The sequence below is a fragment of the Enterobacter cloacae complex sp. IR5402 genome, assembly GCF_049238125.1.
GTDB lineage: Bacteria > Pseudomonadota > Gammaproteobacteria > Enterobacterales > Enterobacteriaceae > Enterobacter > Enterobacter hormaechei_C.
This window is the reverse complement of sequence record NZ_JBMKHO010000003.1, coordinates 242,708-263,354: the sequence shown is the minus strand read 5'-3', so window position 1 is coordinate 263,354 and position 20,647 is coordinate 242,708. Positions and strand designations below refer to the sequence as shown.

Sequence of the window (20,647 nt, the reverse complement as noted above, 5' to 3'; positions counted from 1 at the left end):
GCGAGGTAAAAGCAAAACGGCAACCCCGTTGCCGTTTTTAGTGTTTGCTCCCTCTCCCTTTGGGAGAGGGCTGGGGTGAGGGCATCAGGCCGCACAATACTGAAGGGAAAACCATGCACACCACCCACAGCACATTTTCTCTCGCTGGCCACACCCTCCACCGCATCACCTTCGACCCCACCACCTTTACGGACGCCGATCTCCTCTGGCTCCCCCACCACGCCCAGTTGGCTAACGCCGGACGCAAACGCAAGGCCGACCACCTCGCAGGCCGCATCGCCGCCGCGCACGCCTTACCTGACTACACCATGCCCGCCATCGGCCCCAGCGGGGAACCGCTCTGGCCGCAAGATATTTCCGGCAGCATCACCCACAGCGGCACGCAGGCGATAGCCGTCGTCACGCAATACCCGGTGCTTATCGGCATCGATTGTGAAACGATCCTCTCCGAAAACGAAGCCAGGGAAATCAAAGACGGCATCATTGATACACAGGAAGAACCTGTGCTTTCCCGCCTGGGATACCCGTTCGCCCTCGCCCTGACGCTGGTCTTCAGCGCCAAAGAGAGCCTGTTTAAGGCCCTCTTTCCGCAGGTACAGGCCTGGATGGGTTTTGACTGCGCCCGCGTTACCATGCTCGACGATAAGACGCTTACGCTGGCATTGACCTGTCAACTAGCAGACTTTCAAGAAGGCACCGCCTTCCGCCTGCACTGGCAGCAGCACGGCGAACAGGTCATCACCCTGCTGTCACACGCTCCTGGCGACGAGCCTTCACGCTGGTCACCACAAACGTCACGATAAACACCATCGCGAACAGGATCACAATGGTCGGCGCAGGCGCGCTGTCGAGATAAAACGAGGCATAAACGCCGCTTACCGACACCAGCGCTGAAACGGCGACCGCCACCAGCAGCGCCATGTGAAAGCGTCGGGTAATCAACACCGCCACGGCGCCGGGCGCAATTAGCAGGGAAATCGACAGAATGATCCCCACCGCTTTCAGCGTCGCGACGATGGTCAGCGAAACCATGCACAGTAAGCCGTAGTGCAGCCAGCGGGTGCGCAGGCCACTCGCCTGCGCCTGCTGATAGTCAAAGCAGAACAGCAGAAAATCGCGCCACTTCAGGCCAATCACCAGCGCAATCATCCCCGCGACGAGACCGCTTTGCAGAATGTCCATCCCGTTAATACCCAGCATATCGCCGAACAGAATGTGGTCGAGATGCACCTCAGGTTTGACAGCGATATAGAGGATCAGCCCGGCGCCGAACATGCCGGAAAAGACGATCCCCATGACCGTATCCTGTTTGATGCGGCTGTTATCCTTCAGGTATCCGGTGGCGACCGCGCAGAACAGACCGGCCACGAACGCGCCCAGCGCCAGCGGCAGGCCCATCATCCAGGCCAGCACGACGCCGGGAAACACCGCGTGGCTCATGGCGTCGCCCATCAACGCCCAGCCTTTCAGCACCAGAAAAACCGACAGCAGCGCGCAGGGCACGGCCACCAGGAGTGAAATCAGCAGCGCGTTGTTCATAAACGCAAACTGGAAGGGTTCGAGGAGCAGCGTCATCATGGGTGTGCCTCCCGCGCCCGACGACGGCTGGCAAGCAGTCCGTGCTTCGGCGCAAAGACGAACGCCAGCAGAAACAGCAGCGTCTGGGCGACCACGATAATGCCGCCGGTGGCGCCGTCCAGGTAATAGCTGGCCCACGCGCCGAGGAAGCTGGTGATGCTGCCAATGGCGACGGCAATCATCAGCAGGCGCGGGAAGCGGTCGGTCAGCAGCCACGCGGTCGCGCCGGGCGTGACTACCAGACAGATCACCAGAAACGCGCCGACGGTTTGCAGCGCCGCCACGGTAGAGACCGCCAGCAGCGTGAAGAAGAGAATTTTCAGGCGTTCAGGACGCAGGCCGATGGCGCGGGCGTGGTTCTCATCAAAAAAGGTCACCATCAGATCTTTCCATTTGAACAGCAGGATAACTATCGACACCACGCCGATAATCGCCAGCTGGACGATATCTTCCGGGGCGATAGCCAGAATATTGCCGAGGACGATGGTCTGAATGTTCACCGAGGTCGGGTTGAGCGAGACCATAAACAGCCCCAGCCCGAAAAAGGAGGAGAAGATCAGCCCGATAATGGCGTCCTCCTTCAGGCGGCTGCGCTGGTTGAGAAACAGCATGCTGCCCGCCGCCAGCCCGCCCGATAAAAACGCCCCCAGCGAGAACGGCAGCCCGAGCATGTAAGCGCCCGCTACGCCCGGCACGATGGAGTGCGACAGCGCATCGCCGATCAGCGACCAGCCTTTAAGCATCAAATAGCAGGAGAGAAACGCGCACAGCCCGCCCACCATCGCCGAGACCCACATCGCGTTGAGCATGTACTCGTAGCCGAAGGGTTCGAGAAGCGCGTTCATTTGGCCTCCTGTCGGTGCGTCACGAAGGGGCGCTCGTCGTCGGTTATGATGCGATCTTCCGAGCCGCTGAGCACCACGTGGCGCAGCACGCCGCTGAAGGCGCGCTCAAGATTCTCGGCGGTAAAGGTGATATCCGTCGGGCCGCTCGCCAGCACGGTGCCTTTGACCATCACCGTGTAATCGCAGAATTCCGTGACCGAGCCCAGATTGTGGGTCGAGACCAGCATCGTTTTACCCTCGTCACGCAGCTCCCGCAGCAGGCTGATGATCCTGGCTTCGGTTTTGACGTCCACGCCGGTAAACGGCTCGTCGAGCAGGATCACCTCGCCCTGCTGGGCAATCGCACGGGCCAGAAACACGCGCTTCTTCTGCCCGCCGGACAGCTCGGCAATCTGCCGATGACGCAGCTCGAGCATATCCACACGCTTCAGGGCGTCGGTGACGATCTGCTTATCGCATTCTTTGGGACGACGCAGAAACCCCATATGCCCGTAGCGGCCCATCATCACCACGTCCTCGACGAGCACCGGAAACGACCAGTCGACCTCTTCCGACTGCGGCACGTAGGCGACCAGGTTCTGACGCAGCGCCCGGTGAGGCGGCAGCCCCAGAATGGAGATAGTGCCGCTCGCCGCCCGCACAAACCCCATCACCGCCTTAAACAGCGTGGACTTGCCGGAACCGTTCACCCCCACCAGGGCAGCAATCGATCCGCCCGGCACGCTGAACGACGCGTCGCGCAGCGCCGTGTGGCCGTTGCGGTAGGTCACGGTCACGTCGGTTACAACAATACCTTTCTGCATGATTACTCCTTCATCCCGTCGCGGATGCCCTGCACCAGCGTGCGGGTGGTGACGTTCAGCAGATCGATATAGGTTGGCACCGGGCCGTTTTCCGCGCTCAGAGAGTCGACGTACAGCACGCCGCCATAGTGGGCGCCGGTTTCACGCGCCACCTGACGGGCGGGCTTATCGGAGACCGTGCTTTCGCTGAACACCGCCGGAATGTGATGTTTTTTCACCAGATCGATAACCTTGCGCACCTGCTGGGGCGTGCCCTGCTGATCGGCGTTGATCGGCCACAGGTAAAGCTCCTTCAGGCCCAAATCCCGCGCCAGATAGGAAAAAGCCCCTTCGCTGGTCACCATCCAGCGTTTGTCTTCCGGTATCTCCGCGACCTGCTTGCGCAGCGGTTCGAGAGTGGCGGTGATCTTCTGCTTGTAAGCATCAGCGTTGCGCTGATACGTCTGTGCGTTGGCCGGATCGTACTTCACCAGCGCGTCGCGGATGTTATCGACGTAAATCAGGGCGTTGTCCGGCGACATCCACGCGTGCGGATTGGGCTTGCCGTTATAGGGCCCTTCGCTGATGCCCATCGGGGTGATGCCTTTGGTGACAATCACCTCCGGCACACCGTTCAGATGCTGATAAAAGCGCTGGAACCACAGCTCCAGATTCATGCCGTTCGCCAGGATCAGCTGTGCCTTCTGCGCGCGTTTGATATCGCCCGGGGTGGGCTGGTATTCGTGAATTTCCGCGCCCGGTTTGGTGATGGAGGTGACCTCTGCGGCATCCCCCGCCACGTTTTTCGCCATATCAGCGATAACGGTAAAAGTGGTGATGACCTGGAACTTTTCAGCCGCCAGCGCGCCCGTGGTGGTCGCGGTCATGAGCAGCGCGCCGAGTAACAGACGCTTCAATCCTTGCCGTGGATGCATCGCAGAAGTCTCCTGAGGTGATTAAAATCAAAGCAAAATTAGCCTGTGCTATAAGGTATAGCACAGGCTATATTTAAATGAAAATAATTATCATCAAAGTTGTGTCAACGGAGGGAGAGCCTGATGGCGCTTCGCTTATCAGGCCTACGGTAAAGCAGTTTTGGAGTTTTGTTGGCCGGGTAAGCGCAGCGCCACCCGGCATAAGGGCGACTCACTGCCCGGCAAGTGCCTTATAAAATGCAGGATTCTCCCGAATCACATTAAGTACCTTCGCCGCCAGCCCGGTTGGGTTGCGACGTTTGGACTCCCAGCTTTTTATAGTGTCAACGCTCGTGCCAAGCGCCTTCGCCATTTCGCATTGGGTAATATTGAGCTGTTCTCTGATTGCGCGAACATCTGCAACTTCATAGCGGGTTATTCTGGAAGCTGCTTTCCTTCCGCTGTGGATCTCAACCGCCTCTTCAAGCGAAGTTTTAAGTTCATCAAAGATGCTCATTTTATACCTCGGAACAACATAAAGGCGTACATAGTACACCTCTAGTAAAAGATATAATAAGCACTATTCGAAAAGTACAGGGCCAGATTCATAACAATCTGGCCCCTTAACTTTCACGCACTTTATTCAGATCAAACTTTAGGCATCCGGGAACATCACGCTATTCCCCGGCGCTTCCCTGTGCAGATGGATAAAGTTCAGGTGCCGTTCATACTGGTCCAGAATGTCCGTGATCACCTGCTCCTTGCTGTAATCCATCAAATCATTCCCCTGGCTGCCTTCCAGCAGGAAGGTCTCCAGCCGGTAGTAGGTCGACTTCCCGCTGCGCGCGCGGTAGGTGAACCCGGGCACCGAATACTGCTGCGGCCAGATCTGATAGACAAAGTTCTGCTCGTCGCCCATGTGCACCAGCAGATCCAGGTGCCCCAGATTTTCGCCCTCTTCCGGGGGCAGGTTTTTCAGCTCCACGTAGGCGCCACGCAGCTTCAGCTCCTGGGCCACCTCTTCCATCGCCGGGAAACAGACCGTCTCCATCATCTGTTTGGTGTAGCGCGTACCGGGGTAATTCATCAGGCGCGAGAGGCGTTTTTTCCAGCTCAGCCTGTCCTGCGCGCCCAGCGGACGCGGGGCGGTGTCGCGGCTGGCGCTGACGCGGCGGTAGTCTTCCACCTTAAGCGATTTATACAGCCCGGCCATCACGAAGAAGATCACGAAGCTGAACGGCAGGCCCATGATCACCGTCGTGTTCTGCAACGCCGAGATACCGTTGGTCATCAGCATGCCGAGCGTCAGCAGGCCGATGGCGACGGACCAGAAGATGCGCAGCCAGTTCGGCGCGTCGCTGTTAATGTCCTTGAGCTTCGAGGTGAAGTTCCCCAGCACCAGCGCGCCGGAGTCCGCCGAGGTGACATAGAACAGCAGGCCGGTGATGGTCGCTACGGACGCGCTAAAGTTGAACGCCGGGTACTGCGCCAGCAGGCTGTAGAAGCCGCGCTCCGGGTGCGCCATCGCTTCCTGGGCAAAAGTCGCATTGCCGTGGATGATCTCGTGCAGCGCGCTGTTGCCGAAAATCGACAGCCACAGCAGGGTAAAGGTGAACGGGATGATCAGCGAGCCCATCACGAACTGACGGATGGTGCGCCCACGCGAAATACGCGCCAGGAACAGGCCGACAAACGGCGACCACGCCACCCACCACGCCCAGAAGAACAGCGTCCAGTTGTTCATCCACTCTGTCGGACGGTCAAAGGCGAAGCTGTTCAGCGTCATGCCCATAAAGCGGTTCACGTAATCACCCACGTTCAGTACCAAAGCATTGAGCAGGAACGAGGTGTCGCCCATAAACAGCACGAACAGGATCAGCCCCAGCGCCAGCGCGACGTTCAGTTCGGAGAGCACGCGAATCCCTTTATCCACGCCGGAGGTCACCGAGATGGTGGCGATAATCACCGACAGCGCAATCAGCGCCGCCTTCGCCGCCATCGAATCCGGGATGTCAAACAGCACGCTCAGCCCGTAGTTGAGCTGCACCACGCCAATTCCGAGCGTGGTGGCGATGCCGAAGATGGTGCCGATCACCGCCGCAATGTCGACGCTGTGGCCAATCGGACCGTTGATCTTTTTGCCGAAAATCGGGTACAGCGCGGAGCGGATGGTAAGGGGCAAATTATAACGATAGCTAAAGTATCCGAGCGCCATGCCCATCAGGGCGTACATCGACCAGCCCGTCAGGCCGTAGTGGAACAGCGTCCAGACCATCGCCTGGCGCGCGGCCTCCATCGTCTGCCCTGCCCCTTCCGGCGGCTGCATATATTGCGTGACCGGTTCCGCCACGGAGAAGAACATCAGGTCGATGCCGATGCCTGCGGCAAACAGCATTGCGGCCCAGCTCAGCAGGCTGAACTCGGGCTTAGACTGCTCTGGCCCGAGCTTTACCGAACCGAAGCGCGAGCAGGCAATGCAGACCACGAACACGATGTAAAGCGTCGCGGCCAGCAGATAGTACCAGCCGAAGGTCTTTGACACCCAGTCCAGAGTGCGCCCAATCCACTCGGCAGAAAAATCACGAAAGAAGATGGTCGTCAGGGAAAACAACAAAATCAGCCCGGCGGACGTATAAAAAACGACCGGGTTGATTTTGTCTTTTTCTCTGTCTTGTGAAAGGTCTGTCATCCAGTATCCCCACTGTTTTTGTAACTATTGAAATCCAAAATCGCAACAATTAAGACACATTTTATATTGAACGTCCAATCAAAAACCGCTTTAATAGATTACCAACGCTGATGAATGGAGTGGCAAAAATGCCCAAAGTGGGGATGCAGCCGATCCGGCGCAGGCAGCTAATCGATGCCACGCTGGAAGCAATTAATGAAGTGGGAATGCATGACGCAACCATCGCGCAGATCGCCCGTCGGGCGGGCGTATCCACGGGGATCATCAGCCACTATTTCAAAGATAAAAACGGTCTGCTGGAAGCGACCATGCGCGACATCACCGGTCAGCTGCGCGACGCGGTATTAAGCCGTTTACGCGCCCTGCCGGACGGCAGTGCAGAGCAGCGCTTGCAGGCGATTGTCGGCGGCAATTTTGATGAAACTCAGGTTAGCGGCGCGGCGATGAAGGCCTGGCTGGCCTTCTGGGCCAGCAGCATGCATCAGCCGATGCTCTACCGTTTGCAGCAGGTCAGCAGCCGTCGGTTGCTCTCAAACCTGGTGTACGAGTTCCGCCGCGAGCTGCCGCGTGAACAGGCTGAAGAGGCGGGCTACGGGCTCGCCGCACTGATTGACGGGCTGTGGCTGCGCGCTGCGCTCAGCGGCAAACCGCTGGATAAAACCCTGGCCCAGTCGCTTACCAGCCACTTTATCAGCCAGCATTTACCGACCGACTAACCGAGGAGAATTTATGTCCCGAATGGCAGAACAGCAGCTTTATATCAATGGTGGTTATACATCCGCCACCAGCGGTCGCACCTTCGAGACCATCAACCCGGCGAACGGTGAAGTTCTGGCGACCGTGCAGGCCGCCGGGCGCGAAGACGTGGACCGCGCCGTCGAAAGCGCAAAGCGCGGGCAAAAAATCTGGGCGGCGATGACCGCCATGGAGCGCTCGCGCATCCTGCGTCGCGCCGTCGATATCCTGCGCGAGCGTAACGACGAGCTGGCAACGCTGGAAACCCTCGACACCGGTAAAGCGTATTCCGAAACCTCGACCGTCGACATCGTCACCGGCGCGGACGTGCTGGAGTACTACGCGGGGCTGATCCCGGCGCTGGAAGGCAGCCAGATCCCGCTGCGCGACACCTCATTCGTCTACACGCGCCGCGAGCCGCTGGGCGTGGTGGCGGGCATCGGCGCGTGGAACTACCCGATCCAGATCGCCCTGTGGAAATCCGCGCCGGCGCTGGCGGCGGGCAACGCAATGATCTTCAAGCCGAGCGAAGTGACGCCGCTTACCGCCCTGAAACTGGCGGAGATCTACACCGAAGCGGGCCTGCCGGACGGCGTGTTTAACGTCCTGCCGGGCGTAGGCGCGGAGACCGGCCAGTACCTGACCGAGCATCCGGGCATCGCGAAAGTCTCCTTTACCGGCGGCGTCGCCAGCGGCAAAAAGGTGATGGCCAACTCGGCGGCCTCGTCCCTGAAAGAGGTGACGATGGAGCTGGGCGGTAAATCCCCGCTGATAGTGTTTGACGATGCGGATCTGGATCTCGCGGCAGATATCGCCATGATGGCCAATTTCTTCAGCTCCGGCCAGGTGTGCACCAACGGCACCCGCGTGTTCGTGCCCGCGAAGTTCAAAGCCGCGTTTGAGCAAAAAATCGTTGAGCGCGTGGGCTGCATCCGCGCGGGCGATTTGTTCGATGAAAGCACCAACTTTGGCCCGATGGTTAGCTTCCCGCACCGGGACAGCGTGTTGCGCTACATCACCAAAGGCAAAGAGGAAGGCGCGCGCGTGCTGTGCGGCGGTGACGTGCTGAAGGGTGACGGCTTTGATAACGGCGCGTGGGTCGCCCCAACCGTGTTCACCGACTGCACCGACGAGATGACCATCGTGCGCGAAGAGATCTTCGGCCCGGTGATGTCCATCCTCACCTATGAGTCCATTGAGGAAGCGATTCGCCGCGCCAACGACACCGACTACGGGCTGGCGGCAGGCATCGTCACGACCGACCTGAACCGCGCCCACGGCGCCATTCATCAGCTCGAAGCGGGCATCTGCTGGATCAACACCTGGGGCGAATCCGCCGCAGAGATGCCGGTGGGCGGCTACAAACACTCCGGCATTGGCCGTGAGAACGGCGTCATGACGCTTCAGAGTTACACCCAGGTGAAGTCCATCCAGGTTGAGATGGGTAAATTCCAGTCCATATTTTAACCGGGAGGTTTATTTGCAATTTGACTACATCATTATCGGGGCCGGCTCTGCCGGCAACGTACTGGCAACACGACTGACTGAAGATCCAAACACCACCGTCCTGCTGCTTGAAGCGGGCGGGCCGGACTACCGCTTTGACTTCCGCACCCAGATGCCTGCCGCGCTGGCCTTCCCGCTGCAGGGCAAGCGCTACAACTGGGCGTATGAAACCGAGCCAGAGCCTTTCATGAACAACCGCCGCATGGAGTGCGGACGGGGTAAAGGGCTGGGCGGCTCGTCGCTGATCAACGGCATGTGCTACGTGCGCGGCAATGCAATGGATCTGGACCACTGGGCGAAAGAACCGGGCCTGGAGCACTGGAGCTATCTCAACTGCCTGCCCTACTACCGCAAGGCAGAGACCCGCGACGTGGGGCCGAACGACTACCACGGCGGCGACGGTCCGGTGAGCGTCACCACCTCTAAGCCGGGTGTGAACCCCCTGTTTGAAGCGATGGTGGAGGCAGGCGTGCAGGCGGGCTACCCGCGCACCGACGATCTCAACGGCTATCAACAGGAAGGCTTTGGCCCGATGGATCGCACGGTCACGCCGCAGGGCCGACGCGCCAGCACCGCGCGCGGCTATCTGGATCAGGCCAAACCGCGCCCGAATCTGACCATCCGCACCCACGCCATGACCGATCACATTATCTTTGACGGCAAGCGCGCGGTGGGCGTCGAGTGGCTGGAAGGCGAAAGCACCATTCCGTCAAAAGCGACAGCGAAGAAAGAGGTACTGTTGTGCGCGGGCGCCATCGCGTCTCCGCAGATCCTCCAGCGCTCCGGCGTGGGCAACGCTGAACTGCTGAAGCAGTTTGATATCCCGCTGGTACATGATTTACCCGGAGTGGGTGAAAACTTGCAGGATCACCTGGAGATGTATCTTCAGTATGAATGTAAGGAGCCGGTCTCCCTCTACCCTGCCCTGCAATGGTGGAACCAGCCGAAGATTGGCACGGAGTGGCTGTTTGGCGGCACGGGCGTGGGCGCGAGCAACCACTTCGAAGCAGGCGGGTTTATCCGCAGCCGCGAGGAGTTCGAGTGGCCGAACATTCAGTATCACTTCCTGCCGGTGGCGATTAACTACAACGGCTCGAACGCGGTGAAAGAGCATGGTTTTCAGTGCCACGTTGGCTCCATGCGCTCCCCGAGCCGCGGCCACGTGCGCATCAAGTCGCGCGATCCGCACCAGCATCCGGCGATCCTGTTCAACTACATGTCCCACGAGCAGGACTGGCAGGAGTTCCGCGACGCGATCCGCATCACCCGCGAGATCATGCATCAGCCGGCGCTGGACAAGTATCGCGGTCGTGAAATCAGCCCGGGCGTCGAATGCCAGACCGACGAACAGCTGGACGAGTTCGTGCGCAACCACGCCGAAACCGCCTTCCACCCGTGCGGTACCTGCAAGATGGGCTACGACGAAATGGCGGTGGTCGACGGCGAAGGCCGCGTTCACGGGCTGGAAGGGTTACGCGTAGTGGATGCGTCGATTATGCCGCAGATTATCACCGGCAACCTGAACGCCACCACCATCATGATTGGCGAAAAGATTGCCGACGCCATTCGCGGGCGCGAGCCGCTGGCGAAGAGCACGGCGGCTTATTATGTGGCGAACGGGGCGCCGGTTCGCCGCTGAGTGCGAACTTCTCCCCTCACCCTAACCCTCTCCCCAAAGGGGAGAGGGAACTTGAACACCCTCTCCCCTTTGGGGAGAGGGTTGGGGTGAGGGGTAAGGCTTTTACGTCCGAAATTCCTCTAACCGCCTGACCTGCCGCCCTTCCCCGTCAAAATTCTCCGCTGCCAGCCAGGCCCGCAGAGCCGCATCCTTTTCCGGCCATTCGCCGTCAATAATCGAAAGCATATCGCTGTCGCGGTTGCGTCCTTTGCGCACCAGCTTCTGGCGCAGCCGCCCTTCCCAGACAAACCCCAGACGCTCCGCCGCGTTGCGTGAGGCGATGTTCATCGAATCGCACTTCCACTCCAGCCGGCGATATTGATGCTCAAAGGCATTTTTCAGCAGCAGCCACACCGCTTCGGTACCCACGCGGGTGCCCTTCATTCTGCGCGACCAGGTGACGTGGCCGATCTCAACCGAGCCCTGGAAGCGTTCTATCGCCATATAGCTGACCAGCCCTACCGCCTTTTCGGTGCGCAGATCGATAACGGCAAAGGGCACCAGGTCGTCATCCAGCACCTTTCCCAGCACCCAGTGCGCAGTGGCCTCAACGCTCACAGGCTGGGTGCTGGCAAGCCACGTCCAGTCGCTGTCGTCACCCAGCGCATAGGCTTCAAACAAATCAGCCGAATGGCGGTCAGCATCCAGCGGCTCCAGGCGGCAATACTGGCCGGTGAGCAGAGTACGGGTTAACGCGCGGGCGCATTTCCAGTCCGGGACAATATCGTTAACGGTTTGACCATGTTGATTGATTTCGGGCACGGCGGTGACTCCCTGAAAGGTAAGGAGTTTGTTATAGCAGGTTAAAAAGCGAACGAAAAGAGAGGTGACTCATAACCAGACCGAATGCGTTATTCCCGGATGGCATAAGCAAAGCAGAATTTCGACTTTGAGGAAATCCTCAGCCAGCCTACCGTAACGGTGCATAAAACAATCACAATATATTTTCTTCAGGGATCGCTATGACTAAAAAACTGCTGCCGTTACTGGTGCTGGCTGCGCTCTCAAGCGCTGCTCACGCCGCTACCCCGCCCAACACGCTGGTTGTCGCCCAGGGTCTGGATGATATCGTGAGCCTTGACCCGGCCGAAGCCAACGAGCTTTCCAGCATCCAGACCGTGCCAAGCCTGTACCAGCGTCTGGTACAGCCGGACCGCGATAATCCGGAAAAAATCACGCCGGTTCTGGCAGAAAGCTGGGACGCGGACGCGGCAGCAAAAACCCTGACCATCAAGCTTAAACCCGATGCGAAATTCTCCTCCGGCAACCCGCTGCGCCCGGAAGACGTGATCTTCTCTTATACCCGCGCCGTGACGCTGAACAAATCCCCGGCGTTTATCCTCAACGTACTGGGCTGGGACGCCAGCAACATCGCCAGCCAGCTAAAGAAAGTGGACGACCATACCCTCACGCTTCACTGGACGGCCGACGTTAGCCCGTCGGTGGCGCTGAATATTCTCTCCACGCCGATTGCCTCCATCGTCGATGAAAAACAGGTTGCGGCGAACGTGAAGGATGACGACTTCGGCAACGCGTGGTTAAAAATGCACTCTGCGGGCAGCGGCGCGTTCAAAATGCGCGTTTACCAGCCGCATCAGGCCATCGTGCTGGAAGCCAACGAATCCGCGCCCGGCGGCGCGCCGAAGCTTAAAAGCATCATCATTAAAAACGTCCCCGATCCCGCTTCCCGCCGCCTGCTGATCCAGCAGGGTGATGCGGACGTGGCGCGCGATCTGGGTGCAGACCAGATAAGCGCCCTCAGCGGCAAGCCGGGCGTGAAGGTGCTTAGCATCCCTTCTGCCGAGCAAAACTATCTGGTGTTTAACACCGGCAACAGCGCTAACCCGCTGCTGAATAATCCAGCGTTCTGGGAAGCCTCGCGCTGGCTGGTGGATTATGAAGGCATCACCAAAGACCTGCTGAAAGGCCAGTATTTTGTTCATCAGAGCTTCCTGCCGGTCGGCCTGCCGGGCGCGCTGGAGGACAATCCGTTCACGTTTGACCCGGCAAAAGCAAAAGCGATCCTCGCCAAGGCGGGCATCAAAGACGCGCATTTCACGCTGGACGTGGAGAATAAACCACCGTTCATCACCATCGCGCAATCCATGCAGGCGAGCTTTGCTCAGGGTGGCGTGAAGGTGGATCTGCTGCCCGCTGCGGGTAGCCAGGTGTACGCCCGCGTGCGCGCTAAGCAGCATCAGGCGGCGATTCGTCTGTGGATCCCGGATTACTTCGATGCGCACTCCAACGCCAGCGCCTTCGCGTGGAACGACGGGAAGTCCAGCACCGTGGCCGGTCTGAACGGCTGGAAAATCCCGGAGCTGAACAAGGCCACGCTGGCGGCGGTTGCCGAGCCGGATCCGGCGAAACGTCTGGATCTGTATAAGAAGATGCAGGAACAGTTACAGCATAACTCGCCGTACGTGTTCGTTGACCAGGGCAAAACTCAGATCGTGGTGCGCGATAACGTGAAGGGGTATCAGCAGGGGCTGAACGCGGATATGGTCTGGTACGATCGCGTTATGAAGTAGCTTTTCCCCCCTCTCCCTCTCCCGTGGGAGAGGGGGTCGTTCGTGCATATTTTCAGGATAACGATTTTCCCATGCCACATCTTTCCACCCGCGTGCTTCAGGGTCTGCTGACTCTCCTGCTCACGCTGTTCGGGCTACTGCTGGTCACGTTTGCGCTCTCTGCCTTTTCCCCGGTCGATCGCGTATTGCAGATCGTCGGCGATCACGCCAGCCAGTCCACTTACGATCAGGTTCGCCAGCAGCTTGGGCTGGATCGGCCCCTGCCGGTGCAGTTCTGGCACTACCTGCAAAACCTCGCTCACGGGGATTTAGGCACCGCCAGCGCTACCGGTCAGCCGGTATTGCAGGACCTGCTGCACGCCTTTCCCGCCACGCTGGAACTGGCAACGCTGGCGCTAATTATCGGCACAGTACTCGGCGTAATTGCGGGTGTGCTGTGCGCCCGCTACGCCGGTTCGCCACTGGACTTAGCGATCAGAACGCTCACCCTGCTCGGCAATTCGGTGCCGATATTCTGGCTCGGCCTGCTGATGCTGGCTCTGTTCTACGCGAAACTACAGTGGAGCGCTGGCCCCGGCAGGCTGGACGACATCTGGCAATTCACCGTCGAGCCACGAACCGGATTTGCGCTGGTAGATACCTGGCTTTCCGGCGACCGCGAGGCGTTCCGCAACGCCATCAGCCACCTGGTGCTGCCGGTGCTGCTGCTGGCCTACTACTCGCTGGCAAGTATCACCCGCCTGACGCGCTCCGCCTGTCTGAGCGAGATGAACAAAGAGTACATATTGCTCGCCCGCGCCAAGGGCGCCGGAGAGATGACCATCCTGCTGCGTCACGTGCTGCCGAACATTCGCAGCACGCTGCTGACGGTGATTGCGCTGGCCTACACCAGCATGCTGGAGGGCGCGGTATTAACCGAAACCGTCTTCTCGTGGCCGGGCATCGGGCGCTACCTCACCACGGCCCTGTTCGCCGGTGACACCACCGCCGTGATGGGCGGCACGCTGCTGATTGGCGTCTGCTTTGTTCTGATCAATAACCTTACCGACCTGCTTGTGCGGGCGACCGATCCCAGGGTGCGCTAATGCCGTTTTATCTCTTCTTACGCCGCCTGCGCCGCTCCCCTGCCGCGTTTTGCGGGCTGATCGCCATCGCGCTGCTGGTGCTTATTGCTCTGTTCGCGCCGTGGCTTGCGCCGCAGGATCCCAACTGGCAGGACGCCGCCGCGCGTCTGCAACCGCCCAACGCGCAGCACTGGCTGGGTACTGACAGCTATGGGCGGGATCTGCTCTCCCGATTAATCTACGGCACCCGTCCGGCACTGGGGCTGGTGGCCTTAGTCACCGTTATTACCCTCCCCGCCGGTCTGCTGGTGGGGATTTTGTCAGGCTACTACGGCGGCTGGATGGAGCGCATCCTGATGCGCTTTTCCGACGTGGTGATGTCGATGCCGCGCCTGATCCTCGCCTTCGCGTTTGTGGCGATGCTCGGCCCGGGGCTGGTCAACGGCGCGCTGGCGCTGGCCTTAACGACCTGGCCTGCCTATGCGCGCCAGGCGCGCAGTGAAATCCAGCGTCTGCGCCACAGCGATTATCTGGCCGCCGCGGAGATGATGGGCATTCGCGGCCCGCGCCTGCTGGTCGGCCATATTCTGCCCCTGTGCCTGCCCTCCGCGATTGTGCGACTGGCGCTGGATCTGGCCGGGATTATTCTGGCCGCTGCCGGGCTGGGCTTCCTTGGTCTGGGCGCGCGTCCACCGATGGCGGAATGGGGCGCGATGATTGCCGACGGCATGCAGGTCATTTTTGACCAGTGGTGGATTGCCGCCATTCCAGGCGGGGCGATTCTGTTTGCCAGCCTGGCCTTTAACCTGCTGGGCGATGGCCTGCGCGACGTACTGGAGCCACAGCATGACTGAACACCGCGTCATCGTCGATGCGCTGAATATCGACTACCCCGCCGCGCGCGTGGTCAACAACCTGAGCTTTACGTTGGGCAAAGAGCGGCTGGCGCTGGTAGGAGAATCCGGCTCCGGCAAGTCCATGTCTGCCCGCGCCCTGATGGGGCTGGTGCGCAAGCCCGGCATCGTGAGCGCTAAGCGGCTTAACGTGCTTGGCAACGACCTGCTGACCCTGAACAGCCGCCGCTGGCAGGCGCTGCGCGGCAACGGCATAGCGATGGTTCTACAGGACCCGCGCTACGCGCTAAACCCGGTGAAAACCGTCTCCGCCCAGCTTGATGAGGCGCTGACCCTCCATCAGCGCCTGCCCCGCGCCGAACGACTGGCGCGCATTCACGATATCATCCGCGCCGTGGGGCTGAACGAGCACGTGCTCCAGCGCTATCCCGGCGAACTTTCCGGAGGCATGGGCCAGCGGGTGATGATTGCGATGGCGCTGATCAACAACCCGCAGGTGCTGATTGCCGACGAACCGACCTCCGCGCTGGACGCCCGCCTGCGCAACCAGATCCTCGAGCTGCTGGTGCAGCAGTGCGAAGAACGCCAGATGGCGATGCTGCTCATCAGCCACGATCTGCCGCTGGTGGCGGAGCACTGCGACCGCGTGCTGGTAATGTATCAGGGTGAGAACGTTGATGAAATGGCGGCGAGCCAGTTGCCGCAGGCAACCCATCCCTACACGCGCACGCTCTGGACCTGCCGCCCGAACGCCGGGACGTTTGGCAAGATGCTGCCGACGCTCGACCGTTCGCAACCGTGGAAGGAGGACGACAATGGCACTCGTTGAGGTTAACCAGCTCCGGGTGAGTTTTGGTGAAAAAACGGCGGTTTCCGCCGCCAGTTTTGCCATCGAAAAAGGTGAAACCTTCAGCCTGATCGGTGAATCCGGCTGCGGCAAATCGACTCTTCTGCGCGTGCTGGCGGGGCTGCTGCGCGAGTGGAATGGCCACATTTCCGTCCTCGGGGAAAATTTACGGCCAGGACGACGTTTTGAAGGCGCGCTTCGCCGCAACGTGCAGATGGTGTTCCAGGATCCGTGGGCGTCTTTGCACCCGAACCACACCATTGCCCGCACCCTGTCGGAGCCGTTAAACATCCACGGCGAAAGCCAGGTTGCCGAAAAAGTGGCGGATGCGCTGCAACAGGTAGGTCTGGCTGCCGATGCGGGCAGGCGTTACCCGCATCAGCTTTCCGGCGGACAGCGTCAGCGCGTGGCCATTGCCCGCGCGCTGCTGCTGCGCCCGCAGCTTCTGCTGCTGGATGAACCGACCTCGGCGCTGGATATGTCGGTACAGGCGGAGATCCTGAACCTGCTCAACCGCCTGAAGGCGCAGCACGGCATGACCTACCTGCTGGTGAGCCACGATGCGGACGTGATTGCGCATATGTCCGACCGGGCGGCATTTATGGCGCACGGGGAGATCCAGCGGGTATTTGACCGTGAAGCAATGTTGCGGGGCGAGCACAGGATGGGGTAAACCGTGCGGCGGCGAGTGCCGCACGCATTTTGTAGGCCGGGTAAGGCGTAACCGCCACCCGGCAAAACGTTACTTCAGCAGCTTCACCGTGGCGTCGATGTCGATCTCATCTTCAGTGAAGATCAGCGTCGTGTTCTGGAAGGTAGTGATCGCCAGCTTCTTCACCGTGCGCATTTCGCCCGGCTTTTTCTCGGATTTTGGTTTGATGCTGTTCATCAGCAGCCCCACCGACAGCACCGCGTTCTCTTTGTCGATTTTAGTATCAACGGGCTCTTCCTCGCTGAACACCACGAAGGATTTAATTGAGGTGAGCTTCACGCGCTCGCCTGCAATATAGAGGTGCTTACTTTCGGGGATCACCTTCACCGCATACGCGGAAAGGCCTTTGCTGTTGGTGGTTGGCTCGAAGGTCACCGCCGCATCTTTCTTAATCAGATCAGGGTTGGCGACCTTAATCACATGAAAGTAGCGATTGTCGCCGTTTTCATCTTTGATAAATCCAAAGCCTTTATCTTTAAACCACGTTGTGATTGTACCGTTCATCGCTGTTACCGCCTGTCAGATCTCAAGACTAAAGTTTTGCAGCGCGCAGTGTAATGCACAATGGCTGACGAGACAAAAAAAAGCCCCTGCACGGGAGCAGGGGAAAGTTCATGTCAGAGCTTTTTAGTATTGTGTATTTAGTTGAACACCATCCCACCATCAATCAGCAGCGACTGACCGGTCATGTAGTCGGAATCCGGCCCGGCGAGGTAAGAGACGCAGGCGGCCACGTCTTCCGGCTCGGACAAACGGCCAAGCGTAATGCGTTTGGCAAAGGTTTCCGTCCCGTAGCCAAGCGGTTTACCCGCCGCCTCGGAGACTTGACGGTCGATTTCCGCCCACATCGGCGTTTTGACGATGCCCGGGCAATAGGCGTTAACGGTGATCCCCAGCGGCGCGAGATCCCGCGCGGCGGTCTGGGTTAAGCCACGCACCGCGAACTTGCTGGAGCTGTAGACCGCCAGTTCCGGGTTGCCGGTATGGCCCGCCTGGGAGCAGGCGTTGATGATTTTGCCGCCGTGCCCCTCTTTGCGGAAGGCGTCAATTGCGGCCTGAATGCCCCAGATCACCCCTTTCACGTTGATGTTGTAGACCTTGTCGACAATCTCCGGCGTGATGGATTCGATGGGCGTGGACGGCGCCACCCCGGCGTTATTGACGATGACGTTAAAACCGCCCAGCGCGGTGCGGGCTTTTTCCACCGCCGCGAACACCTGCTCGCGGTCAGAGACGTCCACCTTCACGGCGACGGCCTTCCCGCCGTTGCGGGTGATCTCATCCGCGACCGCTTTCGCCGTCTCTTCGTTATAATCCGCAATAGCAACGGCAAAACCATCCTTCACCAGGCGAAGCGCAATCGCTTTGCCAATCCCCTGGCCGGAGCCGGTTACGAGAGCCACTTTTTGCATTTCTCTGTCCTTATATTGATTCACAAAATCTGGCTGAGATGGAGCTGGCCCATCAGCAGCGGGTTATCGCTGTAGTCGACGGGAATGGCCACCACGGCCGGGCCATCGACATCCATTGCGGCACGCAGCGTCGGTTCGAGCGCGTCGGCACTCTCGACGGCAAAACCTTTTGCGCCGAACGCGTCGGCATAGGCTTTGAAATCGACCGGGCCGAACTCCACGCCGGAAAGACGCTGATATTTTTTCTCTTCCTGAATGGCAACCATGTTGTAGGCGTTATCCACCCAGATGATGTGCAGCACGTTGGCGTTGAGGCGCACGGCAGTTTCCAGCTCCATGCTCGACTGCAAAAAGCCGCCGTCCCCGGAGACCGAGACCACCTTGCGCCCCGGGTTGACCAGCCACGCGCCAATCGCCCACGGCAGCGCCACGCCCATGGTCTGCTGGCCGTTGGAGATCATCACCTGACGCGCCCGGAAGCTGTAGAGGTAGCGGGCGATCCAGATGTGGAAGCTGCCCATGTCGACGGTGAGCGTCACGTCGTTGTTCACGATGTCCTGCATGGCGCGCACGATGCGCAGCGGATGCAGGGCAAACTGGTTAAGCGATGCGCCGCGACGGTCGAGGAGGTCCCGCTGATGCTGGCGATCGACAAGAATTTCCGAGGCGCGCTGGCTGAGTTCAAGTTTGTGCTCGATTCGGCTGGCAAGCAGATTCAGCGTGGCGGCAATATCCCCGACCAGTTCCAGATCGGGAACATATTTGCGCTCCTCATAGGCGGGCAGCACGTCAATGTGCACCAGGGTGGCGTCGCCGCTGTTCCACATGGACGGCTCGTATTCCACCGGGCTGTAACCGATACAGATGATCAGATCTGCCAGATGCAGCAGCCGATCGCCCGCCTGGTTGTTAAACAGACCGACGCGTCCGGCGAAGCGGGTGAAGTGTTCCTGATTCACCGCCCCGGCGGCCTGATAGGTGCTGGTGACCGGAATACGGCTTCTCTCCAGCAGCTTATGCAGCGCGGCGCTGTTGGCGGGCTGGCTGGCCATCAGGCCGAGTAAGATGACCGGGTTTTTGGCCTTCGCGATAAGCTTCGCCACCTCGTTGATGGCTGACTCCGGCGCCGGGCCCATCAGCGCCGCGGTGCTGGCGGGTAAAATCGCCCCCGTGGTGGGCTGGTCGACAATATCCTGCGGCAGGCTGACAAACGCCCCGCCCGGCCTGCCCTGCTCGGCAGCGCGAAACGCGTTCGACACCACCTCGGCAATCGCGTCAGGCGAATTGACCTCCACGGCGTATTTGGTCACCGGGCTGAACATGGCGACGGTATCCATGCTCTGGTGCACCAGCTTCGCTTTATCTGCCCGCTTCACCGCCCCGCCCAGCGCGACCACCGGGTCACCTTCGCTGTTGGCGGTGGCGATGCCGGTGATCAGGTTGGAGCAGCCCGGCCCGGATGTGACCAGCGCGACCCCGGCCTTGCCGGTTAGCCGCCCTACCGCTGCCGCCATAAACGCCGCGTTCGCCTCGTGACGCACCGGGATAATCTCGATGGAGGAGTCCAGCAGGGAGTCAAAGACCTTGTCGATTTTTGCGCCCGGTATGCCGAACACCTGCTTCACACCCTGCGCTTCCAGCTGGCCGACAACCATATCGGCGCCGTGCGCCCACTGACGTGACTGTTTCTCACTGTTCACGGTAGTTCTCCTGTTAGTTTTCGACGGCGCGGATAGCCGCATCAAGGTTGCTGGGGTGCAGATTGGCCTGTAAAAACGCGCTGTCGGCGGGCAGGTCAATCATCAGCTTGTGGATTTCGCCGAAGGTGAGCACGCCGTTCTCCAGCTGATAGTCGAGCAGGTGGCCCCCGCCCTGACGGTCGTCGGTGATAAAGTGCTCGTGATAGCCCGCCACGTTTATCCCCTGCATATGCTGCGGGGTGCGGAACCCGACCAGCACGCCCTCGCGCTGGTTAAAGCGGAACACCGGCTGGTCATCCAGCACGTCGGTCATCGCCCGGTACGGTGGCGTCTGGCGCGGTACGGTGCGGGTGTGCGCGTGGCGGAAATTGCCGTCGATGCGCAGCGCGCAGAACAGGTTATCGGAGGGGATTTGCTGGTCGATCACGTCGTGGATCTGCTGACGGCTGACCGGCCCGTCGAAGGCTTTGCGGTACTGCGGCTGGAACCAGGTCATCACCGCGAACGGCGTTTTTTGCTCCGGCTTCGCGGCGCGGGCGCTGCCGTCGGCGCGCAGCTGGTACACCTGGCTGCTGAAGGCAATCATTTCACCGTCCAGCTCGTTAAAGGTACCGAGACCAAAATCGCCGTGCGCCAGCAGGTCGGCGATGGTGGTCTCCCCTTCGTAGACGCCGCTTAGCAGGGCGCTCATTAGCGATGTCTGATAGATCACGCTGTCAGGATGCTGAGCCGAGAATCCGCGCAGGGTCTCGCATAAGCTCGCCTCACAGTCGCATGCAGATGAATGCATCATCATGCCC

At 60.0% G+C, this 20,647-nt stretch carries 20 protein-coding genes; 9 read left to right on the top strand and 11 right to left on the bottom strand.

All coding sequences use genetic code 11. From position 1 onward, the window contains the following. Positions 1-113 precede the first annotated feature (113 nt). Positions 114-803: an enterobactin synthase subunit EntD gene (entD, locus tag ACOTXL_RS07525; RefSeq protein ID WP_045350569.1), complete on the top strand. Its 690-nt coding sequence runs from the start codon at positions 114-116 to the stop codon at positions 801-803. On the opposite strand, the gene ACOTXL_RS07520 is transcribed toward entD, so the two are convergent. The 6 genes from ACOTXL_RS07520 to betT all read right to left on the bottom strand — a co-directional run bounded on the left by ACOTXL_RS07520 (position 739) and on the right by betT (position 6,808). After that, a complete protein-coding gene (locus ACOTXL_RS07520; RefSeq protein WP_045335851.1) occupies positions 739-1,578 on the bottom strand; it encodes a metal ABC transporter permease in 840 nt (279 codons plus the stop codon). The two genes, entD and ACOTXL_RS07520, sit on opposite strands and share 65 nt — an antisense overlap. After that, a complete protein-coding gene (gene sitC / locus ACOTXL_RS07515) occupies positions 1,575-2,423 on the bottom strand; it encodes an iron/manganese ABC transporter permease subunit SitC (protein WP_022647369.1) in 849 nt (282 codons plus the stop codon). The genes ACOTXL_RS07520 and sitC overlap by 4 nt, the downstream gene beginning before the upstream one ends. Then, entirely contained in the window at positions 2,420-3,226 is an 807-nt protein-coding gene (gene sitB, locus ACOTXL_RS07510) for an iron/manganese ABC transporter ATP-binding protein SitB (RefSeq protein WP_045350570.1), read from the bottom strand. The genes sitC and sitB overlap by 4 nt, the downstream gene beginning before the upstream one ends. Before the next feature lie 2 nt (positions 3,227-3,228). Continuing rightward, positions 3,229-4,140 (bottom strand): iron/manganese ABC transporter substrate-binding protein SitA, encoded by a 912-nt coding sequence (gene sitA, locus ACOTXL_RS07505; protein WP_003858820.1) that lies wholly within the window; start codon positions 4,138-4,140, stop codon positions 3,229-3,231. A 211-nt stretch (positions 4,141-4,351) separates the two neighbouring features. Then, a complete protein-coding gene (gene nadS / locus ACOTXL_RS07500; RefSeq protein WP_032652913.1) occupies positions 4,352-4,636 on the bottom strand; it encodes a NadS family protein in 285 nt (94 codons plus the stop codon). 138 nt (positions 4,637-4,774) lie between these two features. Beyond that, positions 4,775-6,808, bottom strand: coding sequence for a choline BCCT transporter BetT (gene betT / locus ACOTXL_RS07495; RefSeq protein ID WP_045350571.1), 2,034 nt, complete (start codon positions 6,806-6,808; stop codon positions 4,775-4,777). Between the two features lie 128 nt (positions 6,809-6,936). Here betT and betI point away from each other — a divergent pair, with 128 nt between their 5' ends. Genes betI through betA form a run of 3 tightly spaced genes read left to right on the top strand, consistent with a single transcriptional unit; the run spans position 6,937 to position 10,688 of the window. Beyond that, entirely contained in the window at positions 6,937-7,524 is a 588-nt protein-coding gene (gene betI, locus ACOTXL_RS07490) for a transcriptional regulator BetI (RefSeq protein ID WP_003858827.1), read from the top strand. 13 nt (positions 7,525-7,537) lie between these two features. Then, positions 7,538-9,010, top strand: a complete 1,473-nt coding sequence (betB, locus tag ACOTXL_RS07485) for a betaine-aldehyde dehydrogenase (protein WP_045350572.1) — start codon at positions 7,538-7,540, stop codon at positions 9,008-9,010. Between the two features lie 13 nt (positions 9,011-9,023). Then, positions 9,024-10,688, top strand: coding sequence for a choline dehydrogenase (gene betA / locus ACOTXL_RS07480; protein WP_045350573.1), 1,665 nt, complete (start codon positions 9,024-9,026; stop codon positions 10,686-10,688). 102 nt (positions 10,689-10,790) lie between these two features. On the opposite strand, the gene ACOTXL_RS07475 is transcribed toward betA, so the two are convergent. Next, positions 10,791-11,489, bottom strand: a complete 699-nt coding sequence (locus tag ACOTXL_RS07475; protein WP_003858833.1) for a GNAT family N-acetyltransferase — start codon at positions 11,487-11,489, stop codon at positions 10,791-10,793. Between the two features lie 200 nt (positions 11,490-11,689). Between ACOTXL_RS07475 and ACOTXL_RS07470 the strand changes: the two genes are divergently transcribed. The 5 genes from ACOTXL_RS07470 (at position 11,690) to ACOTXL_RS07450 (ending at position 16,696) form a co-directional block, all read left to right on the top strand. Further along, a complete protein-coding gene (locus ACOTXL_RS07470; RefSeq protein ID WP_045350574.1) occupies positions 11,690-13,258 on the top strand; it encodes an ABC transporter substrate-binding protein in 1,569 nt (522 codons plus the stop codon). 71 nt (positions 13,259-13,329) lie between these two features. Next, positions 13,330-14,343: an ABC transporter permease gene (locus ACOTXL_RS07465; protein ID WP_022650553.1), complete on the top strand. Its 1,014-nt coding sequence runs from the start codon at positions 13,330-13,332 to the stop codon at positions 14,341-14,343. Next, entirely contained in the window at positions 14,343-15,176 is an 834-nt protein-coding gene (locus ACOTXL_RS07460; RefSeq protein WP_023324282.1) for an ABC transporter permease, read from the top strand. Before ACOTXL_RS07465 ends, ACOTXL_RS07460 begins: the two co-directional genes overlap by 1 nt. Next, entirely contained in the window at positions 15,169-16,005 is an 837-nt protein-coding gene (locus ACOTXL_RS07455) for an ABC transporter ATP-binding protein (RefSeq protein WP_032608801.1), read from the top strand. Before ACOTXL_RS07460 ends, ACOTXL_RS07455 begins: the two co-directional genes overlap by 8 nt. Next, positions 15,992-16,696: an ABC transporter ATP-binding protein gene (locus ACOTXL_RS07450; RefSeq protein WP_022650552.1), complete on the top strand. Its 705-nt coding sequence runs from the start codon at positions 15,992-15,994 to the stop codon at positions 16,694-16,696. The genes ACOTXL_RS07455 and ACOTXL_RS07450 overlap by 14 nt, the downstream gene beginning before the upstream one ends. 69 nt (positions 16,697-16,765) lie before the next feature. Here the strand turns inward: ACOTXL_RS07450 and ACOTXL_RS07445 are convergent, their stop codons facing one another. From ACOTXL_RS07445 to budA, 4 genes are all read right to left on the bottom strand, one after another. Beyond that, positions 16,766-17,239 carry a cold-shock protein gene (locus tag ACOTXL_RS07445; RefSeq protein WP_003858845.1) on the bottom strand — a complete coding sequence of 158 codons (474 nt, stop codon included), beginning with the start codon at positions 17,237-17,239 and terminating at the stop codon, positions 16,766-16,768. Positions 17,240-17,376: 137 nt separating this feature from the next. After that, positions 17,377-18,147: a (S)-acetoin forming diacetyl reductase gene (locus tag ACOTXL_RS07440; protein ID WP_003858846.1), complete on the bottom strand. Its 771-nt coding sequence runs from the start codon at positions 18,145-18,147 to the stop codon at positions 17,377-17,379. A 20-nt stretch (positions 18,148-18,167) separates the two neighbouring features. Next, on the bottom strand, positions 18,168-19,889 hold the full coding sequence (gene alsS / locus ACOTXL_RS07435) for an acetolactate synthase AlsS (RefSeq protein WP_198925019.1): 1,722 nt from the start codon (positions 19,887-19,889) through the stop codon (positions 18,168-18,170). After that, the gene (gene budA, locus ACOTXL_RS07430; RefSeq protein WP_026080550.1) at positions 19,861-20,640 is read right to left on the bottom strand and encodes an acetolactate decarboxylase; all 780 of its coding nucleotides are present in this window, start codon (positions 20,638-20,640) and stop codon (positions 19,861-19,863) included. The genes alsS and budA overlap by 29 nt, the downstream gene beginning before the upstream one ends. Positions 20,641-20,647 lie beyond the last annotated feature (7 nt).

What these genes read in the sequence shown, in the direction of transcription:
- alsS (WP_198925019.1), bottom strand. Translation starts at nt 19,889, where the DNA reads ATGCGGCTATCCGCGCCGTCGAAAACTAACAGGAGAACTACCGTGAAC.
- sitB (WP_045350570.1), bottom strand. Translation starts at nt 3,226, where the DNA reads ATGCAGAAAGGTATTGTTGTAACCGACGTGACCGTGACCTACCGCAAC.
- ACOTXL_RS07450 (WP_022650552.1), top strand. Translation starts at nt 15,992, where the DNA reads ATGGCACTCGTTGAGGTTAACCAGCTCCGGGTGAGTTTTGGTGAAAAA.
- ACOTXL_RS07445 (WP_003858845.1), bottom strand. Translation starts at nt 17,239, where the DNA reads ATGAACGGTACAATCACAACGTGGTTTAAAGATAAAGGCTTTGGATTT.
- nadS (WP_032652913.1), bottom strand. Translation starts at nt 4,636, where the DNA reads ATGAGCATCTTTGATGAACTTAAAACTTCGCTTGAAGAGGCGGTTGAG.
- ACOTXL_RS07470 (WP_045350574.1), top strand. Translation starts at nt 11,690, where the DNA reads ATGACTAAAAAACTGCTGCCGTTACTGGTGCTGGCTGCGCTCTCAAGC.
- betB (WP_045350572.1), top strand. Translation starts at nt 7,538, where the DNA reads ATGTCCCGAATGGCAGAACAGCAGCTTTATATCAATGGTGGTTATACA.
- sitC (WP_022647369.1), bottom strand. Translation starts at nt 2,423, where the DNA reads ATGAACGCGCTTCTCGAACCCTTCGGCTACGAGTACATGCTCAACGCG.
- budA (WP_026080550.1), bottom strand. Translation starts at nt 20,640, where the DNA reads ATGATGCATTCATCTGCATGCGACTGTGAGGCGAGCTTATGCGAGACC.
- sitA (WP_003858820.1), bottom strand. Translation starts at nt 4,140, where the DNA reads ATGCATCCACGGCAAGGATTGAAGCGTCTGTTACTCGGCGCGCTGCTC.
- ACOTXL_RS07455 (WP_032608801.1), top strand. Translation starts at nt 15,169, where the DNA reads ATGACTGAACACCGCGTCATCGTCGATGCGCTGAATATCGACTACCCC.
- betI (WP_003858827.1), top strand. Translation starts at nt 6,937, where the DNA reads ATGCCCAAAGTGGGGATGCAGCCGATCCGGCGCAGGCAGCTAATCGAT.
- entD (WP_045350569.1), top strand. Translation starts at nt 114, where the DNA reads ATGCACACCACCCACAGCACATTTTCTCTCGCTGGCCACACCCTCCAC.
- ACOTXL_RS07520 (WP_045335851.1), bottom strand. Translation starts at nt 1,578, where the DNA reads ATGATGACGCTGCTCCTCGAACCCTTCCAGTTTGCGTTTATGAACAAC.
- ACOTXL_RS07465 (WP_022650553.1), top strand. Translation starts at nt 13,330, where the DNA reads ATGCCACATCTTTCCACCCGCGTGCTTCAGGGTCTGCTGACTCTCCTG.
- ACOTXL_RS07460 (WP_023324282.1), top strand. Translation starts at nt 14,343, where the DNA reads ATGCCGTTTTATCTCTTCTTACGCCGCCTGCGCCGCTCCCCTGCCGCG.
- ACOTXL_RS07440 (WP_003858846.1), bottom strand. Translation starts at nt 18,147, where the DNA reads ATGCAAAAAGTGGCTCTCGTAACCGGCTCCGGCCAGGGGATTGGCAAA.
- betT (WP_045350571.1), bottom strand. Translation starts at nt 6,808, where the DNA reads ATGACAGACCTTTCACAAGACAGAGAAAAAGACAAAATCAACCCGGTC.